This is a genomic window from Microbacterium sp. EST19A, from assembly GCF_019969685.1.
Lineage (GTDB): Bacteria > Actinomycetota > Actinomycetes > Actinomycetales > Microbacteriaceae > Microbacterium.
Map to the genome: position 1 here is coordinate 1,707,034 of NZ_JAHXYZ010000001.1, position 16,426 is coordinate 1,723,459.

At 68.9% G+C, this 16,426-nt stretch carries 17 protein-coding genes; 12 read left to right on the forward strand and 5 right to left on the reverse strand.

Annotated elements, in window-relative coordinates; all coding sequences use genetic code 11:
* Window positions 1–64 precede the first annotated feature (64 nt).
* Genes LC452_RS08440 through LC452_RS08465 form a run of 6 tightly spaced genes read left to right on the forward strand, consistent with a single transcriptional unit; the run spans window position 65 to window position 6,124 of the window.
* Window positions 65–1,015 carry an ABC transporter permease gene (locus LC452_RS08440; protein WP_223624107.1) on the forward strand — a complete coding sequence of 317 codons (951 nt, stop codon included), beginning with the start codon at window positions 65–67 and terminating at the stop codon, window positions 1,013–1,015.
* Window positions 1,012–1,875 carry an ABC transporter permease gene (locus LC452_RS08445; RefSeq protein ID WP_223624109.1) on the forward strand — a complete coding sequence of 288 codons (864 nt, stop codon included), beginning with the start codon at window positions 1,012–1,014 and terminating at the stop codon, window positions 1,873–1,875. The genes LC452_RS08440 and LC452_RS08445 overlap by 4 nt, the downstream gene beginning before the upstream one ends.
* On the forward strand, window positions 1,872–3,701 hold the full coding sequence (locus tag LC452_RS08450; protein WP_223624111.1) for an ABC transporter ATP-binding protein: 1,830 nt from the start codon (window positions 1,872–1,874) through the stop codon (window positions 3,699–3,701). The genes LC452_RS08445 and LC452_RS08450 overlap by 4 nt, the downstream gene beginning before the upstream one ends.
* Window positions 3,698–4,984, forward strand: coding sequence for an aconitase X catalytic domain-containing protein (locus tag LC452_RS08455; protein ID WP_223624112.1), 1,287 nt, complete (start codon window positions 3,698–3,700; stop codon window positions 4,982–4,984). The genes LC452_RS08450 and LC452_RS08455 overlap by 4 nt, the downstream gene beginning before the upstream one ends.
* A complete protein-coding gene (locus LC452_RS08460) occupies window positions 4,981–5,391 on the forward strand; it encodes an aconitase X swivel domain-containing protein (RefSeq protein ID WP_223624114.1) in 411 nt (136 codons plus the stop codon). The genes LC452_RS08455 and LC452_RS08460 overlap by 4 nt, the downstream gene beginning before the upstream one ends.
* Window positions 5,392–5,419: 28 nt before the next feature.
* Window positions 5,420–6,124: a Pr6Pr family membrane protein gene (locus LC452_RS08465; RefSeq protein WP_223624116.1), complete on the forward strand. Its 705-nt coding sequence runs from the start codon at window positions 5,420–5,422 to the stop codon at window positions 6,122–6,124.
* Between the two features lie 3 nt (window positions 6,125–6,127).
* Here the strand turns inward: LC452_RS08465 and LC452_RS08470 are convergent, their stop codons facing one another.
* Window positions 6,128–6,409: a helix-turn-helix domain-containing protein gene (locus tag LC452_RS08470; protein WP_223624722.1), complete on the reverse strand. Its 282-nt coding sequence runs from the start codon at window positions 6,407–6,409 to the stop codon at window positions 6,128–6,130.
* A gap of 78 nt (window positions 6,410–6,487) precedes the next feature.
* Between LC452_RS08470 and map the strand changes: the two genes are divergently transcribed.
* Window positions 6,488–7,261: a type I methionyl aminopeptidase gene (gene map / locus LC452_RS08475; RefSeq protein WP_223624118.1), complete on the forward strand. Its 774-nt coding sequence runs from the start codon at window positions 6,488–6,490 to the stop codon at window positions 7,259–7,261.
* Window positions 7,262–7,274: 13 nt separating this feature from the next.
* Here map and LC452_RS08480 read toward each other — a convergent pair whose 3' ends face one another.
* Complete coding sequence (locus LC452_RS08480) at window positions 7,275–8,840, reverse strand: glycosyltransferase family A protein (RefSeq protein ID WP_223624120.1); 1,566 nt, start codon at window positions 8,838–8,840, stop codon at window positions 7,275–7,277.
* A gap of 141 nt (window positions 8,841–8,981) precedes the next feature.
* Between LC452_RS08480 and LC452_RS08485 the strand changes: the two genes are divergently transcribed.
* Both LC452_RS08485 and LC452_RS08490 read left to right on the forward strand, forming a co-directional pair.
* A complete protein-coding gene (locus LC452_RS08485) occupies window positions 8,982–9,605 on the forward strand; it encodes a PadR family transcriptional regulator (RefSeq protein WP_223624123.1) in 624 nt (207 codons plus the stop codon).
* Window positions 9,606–9,632: 27 nt separating this feature from the next.
* A complete protein-coding gene (locus LC452_RS08490; RefSeq protein ID WP_223624125.1) occupies window positions 9,633–11,339 on the forward strand; it encodes an AarF/ABC1/UbiB kinase family protein in 1,707 nt (568 codons plus the stop codon).
* A gap of 150 nt (window positions 11,340–11,489) precedes the next feature.
* Here the strand turns inward: LC452_RS08490 and LC452_RS08495 are convergent, their stop codons facing one another.
* Entirely contained in the window at window positions 11,490–12,449 is a 960-nt protein-coding gene (locus tag LC452_RS08495; RefSeq protein WP_223624127.1) for a hypothetical protein, read from the reverse strand.
* A 42-nt stretch (window positions 12,450–12,491) separates the two neighbouring features.
* Window positions 12,492–13,160 carry a DUF4386 domain-containing protein gene (locus LC452_RS08500; RefSeq protein ID WP_223624129.1) on the reverse strand — a complete coding sequence of 223 codons (669 nt, stop codon included), beginning with the start codon at window positions 13,158–13,160 and terminating at the stop codon, window positions 12,492–12,494.
* 109 nt (window positions 13,161–13,269) lie between these two features.
* On the opposite strand from LC452_RS08500, the gene LC452_RS08505 reads away from it, so the two are divergent.
* From LC452_RS08505 to LC452_RS08515, 3 genes are all read left to right on the forward strand, one after another.
* Window positions 13,270–13,953 (forward strand): TetR/AcrR family transcriptional regulator, encoded by a 684-nt coding sequence (locus LC452_RS08505; RefSeq protein WP_223624131.1) that lies wholly within the window; start codon window positions 13,270–13,272, stop codon window positions 13,951–13,953.
* A gap of 87 nt (window positions 13,954–14,040) precedes the next feature.
* A complete protein-coding gene (locus LC452_RS08510) occupies window positions 14,041–14,496 on the forward strand; it encodes a nucleotidyltransferase domain-containing protein (RefSeq protein WP_223624133.1) in 456 nt (151 codons plus the stop codon).
* A 14-nt stretch (window positions 14,497–14,510) separates the two neighbouring features.
* Complete coding sequence (locus LC452_RS08515) at window positions 14,511–14,870, forward strand: HepT-like ribonuclease domain-containing protein (protein ID WP_223624135.1); 360 nt, start codon at window positions 14,511–14,513, stop codon at window positions 14,868–14,870.
* Here LC452_RS08515 and LC452_RS08520 read toward each other — a convergent pair.
* Entirely contained in the window at window positions 14,855–16,420 is a 1,566-nt protein-coding gene (locus tag LC452_RS08520; RefSeq protein ID WP_223624137.1) for an SDR family oxidoreductase, read from the reverse strand. The genes LC452_RS08515 and LC452_RS08520 overlap by 16 nt on opposite strands.
* Window positions 16,421–16,426 lie beyond the last annotated feature (6 nt).

Here is a 16,426-nt window from a genome sequence, read left to right on the forward strand (position 1 = left end):
GGGGCGCGACAGCGTCCCGCTCCGTCGTCGTCTCCCGGTTCCGACGTAGAAGAAGGAAGTCAGTGTGGCCCTCTATCTCCTCAGAAAGCTCGGTCAGACCGTCGCGCTGCTGCTCGTGGTGTCAGTGCTCGTCTTCGCCCTGCTCTACCTCGCGCCCGGGTCGGTGGAGCGCACCCTCCTGCAAGGGCAGCCCGCGACCCCCGAGACCCTGGCGGCCATCCGCGAACAGTTCCATCTCAACGACCCGTTCATCGCGCAGTACTGGCGCTGGGTGACCGGCGCCATCACGGGTGACTTCGGCTCGTCGATCGTCGAGCGCCAGCCCGTGACCACGGTCATCGGCGGACGGCTAGAGATCTCCGCGACGCTCGCCCTCATGGCGATCGTGCTGGTGCTCATCACCGCCGTCCCGCTGGGGATGGTCGCAGGTCTGCGCCAAGGCAAGGCCGCCGACGCGCTCATCAGCGGGATGTCGGTCGTCTTCCTCGCGGCCCCCGTCTATGCGACCGCCACGATCCTGCTCTACGTCTTCGGCATCGCCCTCGGCATCTTCCCCGTCTTCGGCGCCGGCAACGGGTTCGCCGATCGGCTGTGGCACCTGCTGCTGCCCGCCATCACCCTCGCCATCGCGCAGTTCGCCGTGGTCGCGCGGCAGATGCGAGCGAGCGTTCTCGGAGTCGAGAGCGCCGACTACGTCACCTTCGCCCGTGCCAGAGGGCTGTCCCGGATCCGGGTGCTCAGCGCGTACACCTTCCGCAACAGCATGCTGCCCGTGCTCACGGTCACCGGGCTGCTGCTCGCCGGCAGCCTCGGCGGCGTGGTCTTCATCGAGAACATCTTCTCGATACCCGGACTCGGCTCGCTGCTCGTCGAGTCGATCCAGTCGAAGGACATGCCCGTGGTGCAGGCCATCGCGATCCTGCTCGCCGCGATCGTCTTCGTCTTCAACTTCATCGTCGACATCCTCTACGCGGTGGTCGATCCCCGCATCCGCATGGCAGGAGGTCAGCGATGACCACGCAGCGCATCGTCACCCAGATGGCGAAGGAGCGGGCACGGCGGCCGAGGATCACCGTCGTCACCGTCGCGTGCATCGTCGTGCTCGTGATCGCCGGGGTGTGCGCGGCCATCGGGCCCATGATCACACCGCTCGATCCGACCGCGCAGGATATCGTGCTCGGCGCGACCGCGCCCAGCGCCGCTCACCTGCTCGGCACCGACGACCTCGGACGCGACGTGCTGTCGCGCCTGATCGCCGGCAGCCAGACCGCGATCATCGGCGCGGTCGCGGTGGCGATCGGCGCCACGCTGCTCGGCACCGTCGTCGGCCTCATCGCCGGCTTCCGCGGCGGCGCGCTCGACGGGTTCCTGATGCGCATCACCGACCTGGTGTGGGCGTTCCCGTCGCTGTTGACCACCCTCGTCGTGGTCGGCGTCTTCTCGGGCGGCTACTGGGTCGCCGTGGCGATGTTCATCCTTTTCGGCTGGCCCATCGAAGCGCGCATCGTGCGCAGCGTCACCCTCGTGCAGCGCACCCTTCCGTACGTGGAGGCGGCGCGGACGCTCGATGTGAGCGAGCCGGTCATCGCGTTCCGTCACGTGCTGCCGAACGTGCTGCCGACGGTCGTCGCCAACCTGCTCCTCGGCTTCGTCGGTGCGCTGGTCGGCCTGTCCGGGCTGTCGTTCCTCGGCCTTGGCGTCCCTCCGGGCGTGCCCGACTGGGGGCTGATGATCAACGAGAACCGTTCGATCCTCGAGCTCAACATCTGGGGGTCGCTGGCTCCCTCGATCGCACTGATCCTCGTCGGTCTCGCGGCCACTCTCGCGGCCGACCGCTGGTACGGCAAGGTGTCGAAGGACGGAGGAGCACGATGACCACCATGATCCAGCCCGAGGTCGTCGCCGAGATGCGCGACCTGTCGCTCTCGTTCGAGCGCGACGGCGAGCGCATACCGCTCACGTTCGGCACCGACCTCACCCTGTACCGCGGCGAGACGCTCTGTCTGGTGGGCGAGTCCGGGAGCGGCAAGTCGATCACGGTGCGGACCATCGCGGGTCTGCTGCCGGCCGGGGTGCTCGCGACCGGATCGGTGCGGGTGGGCGGACGCGAGCTGATCGGCTCACCGGAGCGCGAGGTCGCCGGCATCCGCGGCAAGAACGTGGCGCTCCTGCTGCAGGATCCCTTCACGATCCTCAATCCGCTGCAGACGATTCGCACGCACCTGGTCGAGTCGCTGCCCCCCGAACGTCGCCGTCGACGCGATCTCGATGACACCGTGCGGCGGATGCTCGCCGAGGTGCAGATCACCGACGACAGCGTGCTCGGCCGCTATCCGTTCCAGCTCTCCGGCGGCATGCGTCAGCGCATCGCGCTCGCCGCCGCGATGGCGCAAGACCCCGAGATCCTCATCGCCGACGAGCCGACCACCGCGCTCGACGCGACGACGCAGCGAGCGATCCTCGACCTCATCCGCCGTATCCAGCGGGAGCGCGGGATGTCGGTCATCCTCGTCACGCACGATCTGCAGCTCGGCTTCACCTACAGCGACCGGGTCATGGTGATGTATGCGGGGAACATCCTCGAGAAGGCGAGCGGCGACGCGCTGCGTGCGGGGTCGGCCCATCCCTACACGGAGGGATTGCTGCGATCGATCCCCAGCAGCCGTGAGCGGCTGACTGTGCTGGAGAGCATTCCCGGCTCGATCGTGCCGGCCAGGGACACGGTCGGTCACTGCGCGTTCTCGAACCGATGCCGGTGGGTGAGCCCGGAGTGCCTCGCGGCTTCGCCGCCGCTGCGCGAGATCGACGCCGATCACGAGAGCGCCTGCATCCGCATCGAGGAGATCCGCGACGAGGTCCTCTCCGACGAGCGGATCGGCGAAGAGCTCGCCGTGCAGACCAATCCCGCTCTCGTCGTCGCTGATAGCTCGACGGTCCCCGCGCTCGTGATCGAATCGCTGAGCAAGACGTTCGGCACGCGCCGTCGTCCCGGTCAGCGGGCGGTGATCGACGCCTCGTTGGTCGTCGAACGCGGACAGAGCGTCGGCATCATCGGTGAATCGGGTTCGGGAAAGACGACTCTCGCCCGTTGCGTGCTCGGACTGGAGACACCGTCGTCGGGACGCATCATCGTGGGCGGGAAGGATGCCACCTCGTACACCGACATGAGCCGCGCCGACCGTCATGCCGTGCGCCGGGCGGTGCAGTGCGTGTTCCAGGACCCCTACACCTCGCTCAACCCCGCGCACAGCGTCGGCAGTGCCCTCACCGAGGCGCTGTCGAAGTCCGGTTCCTCGCGCTCGCTCACGGTGGCCGAGCTGCTGGAGCTGGTGCGGCTGCCGGCGTCGTACGCGTCGCGGCGTCCGCGGGCGCTGTCCGGCGGCGAACGCCAGCGGGTCGCGATCGCCCGCGCGCTGGCGGTGAACCCCGACCTCATCGTGTGCGACGAACCCGTCGCCTCCCTCGACGTCAGCGTGCAGGCGCAGATCCTCGCCGTCCTCCGATCGGCGAACGAGGAGCTCGGCACCTCGCTCCTCTTCATCACGCACGACCTCGGCGTGGTGCGGCAGGTGACCGAGAACGTCGTGGTGATGCTCAGAGGTGAGATCGTGGAGCGGGGTGCCACGGCATCCGTCCTCGACGATCCGCAGCACGAATACACGCAGCGGCTCGTGGCGGCCACCGACTACGACGCGGCATGACGGAGACGACCACGCTGGAGCTCACCCCCGACGAGGAGTCGATGCTCGCGGGCGTCGACGGCGAGGCCGTCGCGCTCGCGATGCGCGTCGTCGTGCAGCTCGCGAAGACCCTGCAGGCGCCGCGTCTCGTCGAGGTGACGTCGGCGCACGTCGATTCGGCGCTGTTCCACGGGCAGGTCAGCCTCGACTTCGCGAACCGGCTCGTCGAGCTGGGGGCGAAGGTGCGCATTCCCACCACGCTCAACGTCGGCTCGATGGATCTGCTGCATCCGCACTACGTCCGCACCGACTCCGACGAGCAGCGTGCCGTCGCGCAGGGCGGGCGCGAGCTGATGTCGGCTTATCTGGCGATGGGATGCTCCGCCAGCTGGACGTGCGCGCCGTATCAGCTGCCGAGCAGGCCGGGGTTGGGGGAGCACGTCGCCTGGGCCGAGTCGAACGCGATCGTCTTCGCCAACAGCGTGCTCGGGGCGCGCACCGACCGGTACGGTGACTTCCTCGACATCGCGGCCGCGATCACCGGTCGCGCGCCGTATTCGGGGCTGCAGGCGACATCCGCGCGACGAGGGCAGGTGATCGTCGACTGCACCGCGCTGCCGGCGGCGGTGATCGACGCGGAGACGTTCTGGCCGACGCTCGGCTATCTCGCCGGCGGTCTCAGCGGCACGCGCAACCCGGTCTTCCTTGGCCTGCGCGTCGACGCGACGGAGGATCAGCTCAAGGCGCTCGGCGCCGCCGCGGCATCCGCCGGCGGCGTCGGTCTCTTCCATGTCGTCGGCAGGACGCCCGAGGCGCCCACCCTGCGGGCAGCCCTCCAGGGCGGTGCGGCCGACGAGACGCACGTGCTGACGACCGACATGCTGGATGCCGCGCGGCGCGAGCTGTCGACTTTCGGGACCGGCACCATCGACGCGGTGAGCATCGGCACTCCGCATGCATCGATCGACGAGCTCACGTTGCTCGCCGACCTGCTGCGCGACGGCACGCCCCTGCATCCGGACGTCGACTTCTTCGTCTCGACCAGCCGTGCACAGCTCGCCCTCGCCGAGCAGAACGGTGCGGCCCAGGCGATGCGCGACGCCGGGGTGCGGATCGTCGTCGACACCTGCACCTACGTCACGGCCATGCTGTCGCCGCGGGTGCGACGCGTCATGACGAACTCCGGCAAGTGGGCGCACTACGCGCCCGCGAACATCGGGGTCGACGTGCTGCTCGGCTCGATGCGCGAATGCGTCGCCTCGGCTCGAGCCGGACGCGTCGTGCTCGAGGGGTCGGCCTCATGAGCGAGGTGCTCCTGGAGGGACACGGGACGGGTCCGCTGCAGCGGCTGCGCGCCCCTCTCTCGTTCTGGGGCGGGGTCGGCCCGGACGGCTCCATCATCGACGGGCATCACCCCGATCGCGGGGCGAGTGTCGCGGGTGCGGTGCTCGCGATGAGTGCGGGTCGCGGCTCGAGCTCGTCCTCGAGTGTGCTCGCCGAACTCATCCGCGCGGGTGTCGCCCCTGCGGCGCTACTGCTGGAGACGCGGGACGCGATCGTCGTGACGGGCGCTCTGGTGGCGGCCGAGATCTACGGCGTGCGGGTGCCGGTCGTACTCGTGTCTCCCGACGAACTCGACGATCTCCCTGCGGGCCGCATCGTGGTCGTCGACACGGATGCGGAGCCCGTGCTGCGAGCAGTTCTGTCGTAGCGCACCTCGTCTGCGCCAGAATATCGGCATGACACAGCGCGAGAACACGGCTCTGCAGACCGCCGCTCGATGGTGGTACGGCGCGATCGCGGCCATCATCCTCGGCTCGCTCATCATCCAGATCGCCCTGCTCTTCACCGGCGGTGCGGATGCGAACTCCGGCGAGAGCGGAGACTCGCTGAGCATCGGCATCCGACTGTGGAGGCTGTTCAGCTTCTTCACCATCGAGAGCAACATCGTCGTGATGATCGTCTGCCTGCTCCTCGTCGCGAACCCGCTGCGGGGGGGGCCATGGTGGGAGGTCGCGCGACTCAACGCCCTCCTGGCGATCACCATCACCGGGCTCGTCTACGCGATCATCCTGGCGCCGATGGTGCACCTCACCGGCTGGGCGCTCGTGGCGACGATCGGGTTCCACTACGTATCACCATGGGCGATGGTGTTGGGCTGGCTGCTCTTCGGTCCGCGCCATCGGTTCACAGCCAGAACCATCGCCGGGGCGTTCATCCTGCCTGTCCTCTGGCTGATCTACATCTTCATCCAGGGCCAGTTCTCGCTCTGGTACCCCTATCCGTTCCTCGACGTCACGAAGATCGGCCTCGGTTCCCCACTCGTGAACGCCGTCTTGGTGCTCGCGCTCGCCGCGGTGCTCGCTCTCGTGTACCTGCTGATCGATGCGAAGGTACCGAGCCTCCTGCGCGATGAGGCGAGTGAGCCGGCTCTCGCGAAATAGTCCCTACGACGCGATGCGCCGGCCGGTCGTGCGCGACGCAGCATCCGCCCCGATCTCGGCCCACACGGCGTCGAGCGAGATGCCGAGCACGTCGGCGATCGCGGCGATCGTCGAGAACGCGGGCGTCGCGACGCGGCCGGACTCGATCTTGCGCAGCGTCTCCGGAGAGACGCCGGCGTCCAGCGCAACGGCCAGCATCGACCGCTCGCCGCGCGCTCGTCGCAGCAGGGCGCCGAGGCGTTCGCCGCGTTCGACCTCGGCGGGGGTGAGCGGCATCCGGACCATCATGATGCCCATACTAATCCCGGGATAGTATTACCGGGATAGTTATCGGCATTCCCGACGAAAGCTCCGAAAGAAGACATGATCGAGATCCTGAACGACGCCGAGCTGGCCCGTGCGAGAGACGCCGGCGCGCTCGTCGGCGACATCCTGCAGGCACTGAAGAAGCGCGCCGTCGTGGGCGTGAACCTGCTCGACCTCGACCGCTGGACGAAGCAGCTCATCGAAGATGCCGGAGCCGTCTCCTGCTACGTCGACTACGCGCCGTCCTTCGGCCGCGGACCCTTCGGCCACTATGTCTGCACGGCCGTGAATGACGCCGTCCTGCACGGCATGCCGCACGACTACGCCCTCGCCGACGGCGACCTCCTCACCCTCGACCTGGCCGTCACGCTGCGCGGGATCTCGGCCGACGCCGCGATCAGCTTCATCGTGGGCACGGCCCGCGATCCGCGCGACGAGGCGATGATCGACACGACCGAGCGCGCGCTCGCCGCCGCCATAGCCGCCGCCCGGCCCGGTGCGCGCATCGGCGACATCTCCGACGCGATCGGCACGGTGCTGAGCGCTGCGGGCTACCCGATCAACCTCGAGTTCGGCGGTCACGGCATCGGCTCGACCATGCACCAGGATCCGCACGTCGCGAACGACGGCCGACCCGGTCGCGGCTACAAGCTCCGCCCTGGCCTGCTCCTCGCCCTCGAACCGTGGATCATGGCCGACACTGACGAGCTCGTGACGGATGCCGACGGGTGGACCCTCCGCAGCGCCACCGGATGCCGCACCGCCCACACCGAGCACACCATCGCGATCACCGCGGACGGCGCCGAGATCCTGACCCTGCCTCGGAATTGACGCCAGGCCGGCGCTACCCGCGAGCGAGCTGCCGCATCCGGCGCACGGACTTGCCGGCGAGGTCGCGCAGCCGCCCCGAGCCCGATCGACGCACCTCGACCGCACCTCCATCGGCGGCGGTGATCGTGACCGCGCTTCCCGCGAGCAGCGGAGACGCCCCGGCGCGCGCGAGCGCACCGGCATCCGCCGTCACGGGGACCGCGAAGGTCCATCCCGCCCGACGCACCTTCGCCGTCAATCGCAGCGCCGAGGGTGCGCCCTCGCCACCGAACACCTTGAGGGGGTCGATGGCCACGCGGACCGTGCCGCCGTCGCGCAGCTTCTCGTTCACGATGCGCCGCTCGGTCCCGGGCTTCTCGCCCTCCAGGAACACCTCGATCCTGTCGTTGCGCAGCTCGCGACCGGCGACCAGCACCGCGGGCGGCAACTCGTCGAGCGACTCCAGAGGCAGCGAGGAGAGGCGCCCCGTCTCGTCGTCGAACACGAGGGCCTCCCGGCCGCCCTGCGTCACGGCGGTCTTGATCGCGAGATGCAGCCCGCCGCCGCGCGACCACTCCGCAGAAGTCACCGCGACCCGGGCCTTCAACCCCGCCTCGAACTCGGCGAACCGCACGAGGTCGTCACGCCGCCCGGCGCGGAGCAGCGCCACGCGGATGCGCTGCGGGAACGCCAGCCCGGCATCGACGCCCGGGCCGAACCGTGTCTCCACCAGCGGCGTCACCACGTCGAGCAGGCGCGTCCGGTACTCGGCCGGATAGCGCAGCATCCGCTTTCCGCTCAGTCGCTTCAGGATCTTGCCGCGAAGCCAGTGCCGCAGCAGACGGTCCCGCATCCTGCCGGTCTCGGTGTTCTCCTCGACGATGTCGAGCACCGCTTCGAGGTGCGGGAAATAGCTCTCCGGATCGATGCGCGACGAGCTCGCGCTGCCGGGATGCTTGACCCAGGCGTAGCAGGGCACGCTCGCCAGGATCGAGATGGTGCGGGCCGCGAAGTACGCCTGCATCACGTAGAGGTGATCCTCCAGCCGGACCCGGCCGTCGGGGAAGCGGATGCCGTTCTCGCGGAGGAACGCGGTGCGGAAGAGCTTGTGCGGCGTGAGCATCTCGAGCAGGGGATCCTCGCCGAGCTTCGCGTCGGGGATGTCCTTGCGGAAGATGCGCGACGGCAGCGGGCGCCCGATCCCGACCTCCCGTCCGACGACGACGTCGGATGCGTGCGCGTCGGCATACTCGACGAGCTTCTCGAGAGCGGTGTCGAACAGGTAGTCGTCCTGGTCGACGAACTGCACGTAGTCTCCCCGCGCGGCGGCGACGCCTTCGTTTCGCGGCGTGCCCGGCCACCCGGAGTGCGGAAGCGCGAGCACCCGCACGTTCGGATGCGCGCGGGCCACCTGCTCGAGGCGCTGCTGCGTGGGCGCGTCGGAGCCGTCGTCGCAGAGGAGCACCTCGAACTGCGATGCATCGAGACTCTGCCGCTCGAGAGAGGCGATGAGGTCGTCGAAACTGGGGCCCGGATTGAACACGGGCACGACGACACTCACCCGGACGGACGGCGGGCGGACTTCAGCAGAGGGAGACATCTCCACGAGTGCATCATCTGCGGCTGTGAGCTTCACGGGGATTGCCTTTCCTCCGGGCGTGTGCTGCGCGAATTCCCACCCAACCTCCAGGCTGAACGATATATCGTTGACTATCGTTCACCGCAGACCCAGGAGGTCATCATGAACAACTCATTCCCCTTCGGCGGATCCGGCAGCAGCAACGCCGACAACCCGCTCGGCAACATCTTCGGCACCGGCGGCCTCGGTGGCGCGAACGGCCCCGCCGGCGCGCTCTTCGATGCCATGGACCAGCTCCGCAAGTCCTTCGAGCAGCGTCCGTCCGGCGGCTCGCGCATGGCTCGCGGCGACGTCCGCACCGCGGTTCTCTCGCTGCTCGCCGAGGCGCCGATGCACGGGTACCAGATCATCAACGAGATCGCCGAGCGCAGCGGCGGATCGTGGAAGCCCAGCGCCGGATCGGTCTACCCGACCCTGCAGCTGCTGGCCGACGAGGGCCTCATCTCCGCCGAGGAGCAGAACGGTCGCAAGACCTACTCGCTCACCGAGGCGGGACGCGCCGTGGCCGCCGAGTCGTCGGAGTCGAAGGCTCCGTGGGAGCCGACCGCCGGCAAGGACGGGCACCGCAACGACCCGCGCTTCACCGCCCTGCCCAAGGCCGGCGTCGACCTCGCCAGCGCCGCAGCAGCGGTCGGCCGGAGCGGTTCGCCCGAGCAGGTGCAGAGCGCCATCGACATCCTCGACGACGCGCGCCGTAAGCTCTACTCGATCCTCGCCCAGGACTGACGCCGGGGTGAAGAAGGAGACCCACCGATGACGGATGCTGCGGCACAAGGCGTCCACCGAGCCCGCTATCGCCGCATCCTGTCGTTCGCGGCGCGCGAGTTCGTCAAGATCTGGTGGTTCGAGCTCGTCCTGCCGCGCTTCGGGATGACGTCCATCGCGGAGCGCACGCGCGGTCCGCGCATGCAGAAGTTCGCTCGCCGGTTCCATGTACTGGCGATCGAACTGGGCGGCCTCATGATCAAGGTCGGCCAGTTCATGTCGTCGCGCCTCGACGTGCTGCCGCCCGAGATCACGGCAGAGCTCGAGGGGTTGCAGGACGAGGTGCCCGCGGTGCCCTTCGCCGACCTCCGCGTCGTCGCCGAGGCCGAGCTGGGGATGCCGCTGTCGCAGGCCTACGCCTGGTTCGATGAGACTCCGGTGGCCGCGGCATCCCTCGGGCAGGCGCATCGCGCCCGGCTCTCGGAGATCGACGCGTCCGACACGGGCCTCGAGAACGTCGTCGTGAAGGTGCAGCGTCCGGGGATCGATGAGATCGTCGCCGTCGACCTCGCGGCGCTCCGCCGGGTCGGCAGGTGGCTGACGCGGGTGCGGCTCGTCGCCGACCGGGTCGACGCACCCGCGCTCGTCGAGGAGTTCGCGCACACGAGCCTCGAGGAGATCGACTACCTGCACGAGGCCGCGAGCGCCGAGCGGTTCCGTGAGAACTTCGTCGACGACCCGCGCGTCGACGCTCCCGAGATCGTCTGGGAGCGGTCGACCCGCCGCGTGCTGACCCTGTCGGACGTCACCGCGATCAAGATCAACGACACGGACGCGCTCCGTGCCGCGGGCATCGATCCGTCCGAGGTCGCGGCCGTGTTCGCCGAGGTCATGTTCGACCAGGTCTTCACGCACAGCTTCGTGCACGCCGATCCGCATCCCGGGAACATCTTCGTGACGCCCGTCCCGAACGCGACGCCGGATGCCGTCGGGGTGAACTTCCGCCTCACCTTCATCGACTTCGGGATGATGGCCGACGTTCCGGACAGTCTGCGCAACGGCCTCCGCACTCTCCTCATCGCGGTCGCCGGGCGCGACAGCCGGGGGCTCGTGGCTGCGGCGAAGGAGATCGGCGTGCTGCTGCCCTCCGCCGACACCAATGAGCTCGAGCGTGCGCTCACCGCGCTGTTCGGACGGTTCGGCGGCATGGGCTTCGCCGAGCTGAGCAAGGTCGATCCGCGCGAGTTCAAGGACTTCGCCGACGAATTCGGCGACATGGTGCGCTCGCTGCCGCTCCAGCTGCCCGAGAACATGCTGCTGCTGATCCGCGCCGTGTCGCTGACCTCAGGCATGTGCAGCGGCCTCGACCCGTCCTTCAACGTGTGGGATGCTGCCGAGCCCTACGCCGGGCGCCTGCTGCGCGACGAGTCGGGCAACCTCATCCAGGACATGGCGAAGCAGGCCATGGAGACCGCGGCCATCACGATGCGCCTGCCGAAGCGCATCGACGACATCATCACGCGCATCGACGACGGCAACGTGTCGTTCGACACCTCGCGCCTGGAGCGCCGCCTCGACCGCCTCGAGGGCATCGCCCGCCGCATCGCCTCGGGAGTGCTCTTCGCCGCGATGCTCGTCGGTGGCGCGCTGCTCGTGGCTCCGCTGCCGCCGCTCGGTATCACGCTGATCTGCGTCTCGGCCCTGCCGCTCCTGCACTCCGCGTTCGCGGGGATCGGTCGGCGCGGCCCGCGCTGAACGGCATCCGAGGAGGGCATGTGCGCTCCGGAAGGACGAAATCCGTGATTCCGTCCTTCGGAAGCGCACATCTCCTTGCGAGGCGTACGCGGATGCCGCCAACGGCGGCCGCGGACCGCGCGGATGCCGTTGCTGCTGCGGATGCCGGTCTCAGCCGCGTCGCCGGAAGAACCGCCGTCGCAGGCGATTCCACAATCCCGAAGCTGAGCGCTGAGGCTTCTGATCGATCCGGCTGGCTGCCTCTCGCCGGGCCTCCAGGACCCGGGCGCGTACCGAGAACTCGTTCGCGAGCGATCGATAGCTTCGAGCACGTCGCTGGATCCAGAAGCCGAGGGCGGCGAACCCGAGAACGGCATATACCGAGATCATCGAGAGTGGCCCTGGCTCCTCCCAGCTTGCGGAGATCGACGAGCCGATGAACGCGGTGAAGATGACGATGATGCCGGCGCCGATCCAGGTGTGGAGCTCGGCGGCATCCGTCGCTCGGCGGCTGTACCGCCAGGCGTCGTCGATCGACTCGATGGTGCTCGGGTCGGCGAAGCTCGGCCGCTGACGTACGGGCCATGGCCGGTCCGCCACCTTCTTCTCCTTCTCCGACATGCCTGAGAAGAACGCGGCGGATCGACTCGTCCGCGAGATCCTGCGCACGCCTCGGAGCGTCGCGAGATCGAGGGTGAGAAGGGAGGCGGTCAAGACGATGATGATCGGGCCGCGCGCCTCCCCGAAAGGAAACCTCATCACGACGATCAGCACGAGGCTGAGCACCCCGGCGGATGCGGCGAAGGCAGCTGTCCGCGATCCGATCGACGCAGCCAGGTGATCGCGGACGAGGTTCTTCGGTCCGACGAAGGCCGCGAGCCAGCACGTGACCATTCCTGCCCGCAGCACGATCTGTGCGCCGAGGGCGCTGATCGCGAACGTCAGTCCGGCGGGGAGGGATTCCTCTACGAGGGGCCGTGCATCGGGCAGCACGAACCACGCGAGCAGAGCCACGGCAACGGCGAAGGGGATGAGGAGGAGGAGCAGTGAAAAGACGCTCAAGACGATGGCAGTCGTCATCGCTCCCGTTCCGATCGCCACGGTCCTTCCTGCACGTGTCGTGAATGCCATGGGCTGAGGTTAGGAGCCGGCCAAGGCGAGCAACGCCCGCGCTCACCGAGTCGCGAGATCGTATTCCGGAACATCGCGCGGGAACCCGCGAAAGGTGAGCCACAGCCCGAGTCCGATCTCCCACGCGGCGATCGGCAGGGCCGCGGCACCGGCGAGTCCGGACACCTGATCCACTGCGCCGAACAGTGTCGCACCGGCCGAGGTGACCAGCAGCGGGGCGCCGATGAACGCCAATACCGGCAGCACGCGGGGGACCAGACGGGCGCGGAGCAGCACGTACCCGAGCAGCAGGCCGTTCACCGCGGGGATGAGTCCCGGCCCGAACAGGAAGGCGCTGTCGTGCACGGCGCGGAGCACGTCGGCGAGGGTGCCGGTCCGCTCCTCGGTGGGCAGGGCCGTGAGCGACAGCATCCCGATCACTCCGGCCATCACCAGGCCGGCTTCGACGATGCGCGCAGCGACGAAGCCCAGGGCGGCTCCATCGCTCACGCGCCGCAGCACGGGATACAGCACGACGGCTGTGCCGACGCAGGCCACGGCCATGACGACCTCGAGCGCCGCCGCCGCGCTCAATGCCGGACCGCCTCCCGCGTCGAGAAGGGCGGGATCGGTGAGGACGGGTTCCTTGAGCGCGAGCGCAGGAATCGAGGTCGCGACGGTCAGCAGATACAGGATGCCGGCGAGCAGGGCGGTGCGACGGGACGGGTTCATGGCAGCATCCTGACTTCGACGTGAGGTGTACGGTGTATACCTTCTGGCCTTCGAGCATAGGTGTACGGTGTAAACCCGTCAACGACTATGCGACCGCAGAAGGAGGGGCATGCCTGCCGTACCGCGCACCCGGGTGTCGCGTGAGCGCGTGCTCCGTGCCGCTGTCGATCTCGCCGACATGAGCGGGATCGACGCGGTCAGCATGAGGAACGTCGCCGCCGAGCTCGGCGTCGTGCCCATGGCGCTCTACAAGCACGTCGCCGACAAGGAGGATCTGCTCAGCGGGATGATCGACCTGCTGATCGCCGAGTACGACCCTGCCGGCACCGGGGAGCCGTGGCGCGACGCCCTGCGGACGCGCATCCTCTCGGCGCGCTCCGTGCTGTCACGGCACCAGTGGGCGCGCGCGGTCATCGAGACTCGACGCACCCGGACGCCCGCGGTGCTCGAGTACATGAACGACATGACGGGACTCTTCCTTGAGGGCGGATTCAGTGCCGACCTGACCCACCACGCGATGCACGCCCTCGGCCACCGCATCTGGGGGTTCAGCCCCGAGGCCTTCGAAGACGACGACGCGCTGCCGGTGCCCGATGATCCCGCCCTCCGCGCGCAGATGATCGAGCAGGTGCGCGCGGTCTACCCGCACATCCTCACGATCGCGCTCGCCTCGTCGGACGGAGACGATGTCACGGCCGGGCGCTGCGACGAGGACTTCGAGTTCGCCTTCACGCTGGACCTGCTGCTGGACGCGTTCGAGCGGTTGCGGGACGCCGGCTGGTCGTCTCGCTGAGCCCAGCGATCCGCGCGCCCGACGATCAGAGCTCTCGGTCGCGGCCTCATTTCTGTACAATAATCAGTACAGATTTGAGGAGTGGCGATGGAAGTGACTTCAGTCTCGGATGCGCGAGCCGGCCTCTCACGCATCATCGCGACGTTCCGTGACGGATCGGTCGCGCCGGTGATCATCGGATCCCACCGTCGGCCGGAAGCCGCCCTCCTCCCCTTCGATCGCTATCGCGCGCTCACGAAGGCGAGCCCGACGGTGATCGGACTCGACCGGTTGCGTTCTCTCAGGCCTCTCATCGAACGCTTGGCCGCAGCATCCCACCTCGAAGACGTGCAGGTCTACGGCTCCGTCGCTCGAGGGGAGCAGACCGAGCTGAGCGACGTGGACCTGCTGGTCACTCCGCGCGCGGAAGCGACGATGTTCGATATCGCTCAGTTCGAGATCGATATGGAGATGCTGCTGGGGGTACCCGTGTCCGTCGTGAGCGCGGCCGCTCTGAATCCGGAACACGATGCGGCGATACTGCACGATGCGGTGAGGTTGTGAACTCCGCAGATCGCGTGGATCGATGGCTCGGCGATCTTCGCGATACGCTCGCCGCGGCAGCCCGGCTCGTCGATCGTGGGCGAGACGCGTTCGACGAGGATGCCGCTCTCCCCCTGGCCTTCGAAGCGCTGTCGAATCGCATCGGCGAGCTCGCGAAGCGCCTCCTGCACGCGGATCAGGATCGCTTCACCGACCCGGTGTGGCGTCAGGCGGCCCGCAGCCGCGACTTCGTCGTGCATCACTACGATCGGCTCGACGGTGATCTGCTCTGGCGCACAGTGACGACGGCGTTTCCTGTTCTCGCGGCTCTGGTGCAGGCGGAGATCGGTACAACTGCTGGTCGGGAGGCTACCCCGGGTCACGATGGACCGTGACCTGATCCCGTCTCGGCCGCGGCCGTGATGCGCGCCGCCATGCCCGCGAAGATGAAGCCGTGGAACGGCAGCACCGCGAGCCAGTAGAGCCGCCCGCTCAGTCCGCGCGGGAAGAACACCGCCCGCTGCTCGTAACGGGCACTCGCGCCGTCGGCGATCGCCCGCAGCTCGAGCCACGCCTCGCCGGGCACCTTCATCTCGGCGCGGAGCCGCAGGAGTCCGGCATCCTCGTCTCCCGAATGCGGCTGCGACACGGCCTCGACGCGCCAGAAGTCGATCGCGTCGCCGATGCGCGCCGCGGTGCGGTTCCGTCGCCCACGCCGCAGTCCGACGCCGCCGACCAGCCGGTCCATCACCCCGCGCACGGCCCAGAGGAATGGCGACGAGTACCACCCGTTCTCTCCGCCGATGCCGATGATCACGCGCCACAGATCGTCGACGGATGCCTTCGTCTCGAGCGATCGCGCATCGGTGAACACCGTGCGACCCGCCCAGTCGGGGTCGCTGGGCAGCGGGTCGCTCGGTGCTCCCGAGACCTCGGAGTCCTGCCAGCTGGTCTCGATGTTGTCGGCATTGACGCGGCCGAGGGCGAGGGCGACCGCGCGGCGGTACGGGGTGAGTCCGCCGTCAGGCCGGGGGATGAGGTCGTCGACCGTGCGGTCCTTCACCACGCACTCGTTCTGCAGCGACGCGACGAGAGGACGTGCGATCGATCGCGGTACCGGCGTCACGAGGTTCACCCAGTGCGAGGCGAGCCACGGCGTGAGCACGGGCAGCGACGCGATCGCCCGCTGCCGCAATCCGGCCTCGACCGCGTACCCGTTCATCATCTGTCCGTACCGCAGCACATCGGGGCCGCCGATGTCGACCGCGCGGTTCACGCTCTCGTCGACCCGCGCGGCGCCGAGCAGGTAGTGCAGCACGTCGCGCACGGCGATCGGCTGGATGCGGTTGCGCACCCACTTCGGCGCGGGCATGTACGGCAGCACGTCGGTCAGGTGCCGGATCATCTCGAACGACGCCGACCCCGACCCGATCACGACACCGGCCTGGAGGACGAGCGTCGGGACCCCGGAGTGCAGGAACGTCTCTCCGACCTCGACGCGCGAGCGCAGGTGCGGTGAGAGCTTCACGTCGTCGGGATGCAGGCCGCCGAGGTAGACCAGCCGGTGCACGCCCGCGCGGGCCGCGGCCTCCGCCACGGTCGTCGCGGCGCGCTCGTCGCTCTCCTCGAATCCCTTGCCGGCGGTCATCGAGTGGATCAGGTAATAGACGACGTCGACGTCGTCGACGGCCTCGGCGACGGCATCCGCATCGTCGGCCGAGCCCTCGACGATCTCGCAGTCGGGACCCCAGGGGAAGGATGCCGCGCGCACGGCGTCTCTCGCCAGCACCCGCACCCGGTAGCCGGCGTTGAGCAGGCGCGGGGTCAGGCGACCGCCGATGTAGCCGGTCGCTCCGAGCACGAGGGCGCGGGGTGCGGTGCCGTCTTCGCGGGGAACGGCGCGCAGCGCCTCTTCCTGTCCGGTGGGCTGGGTGAGCTCGGTCATGGGTCG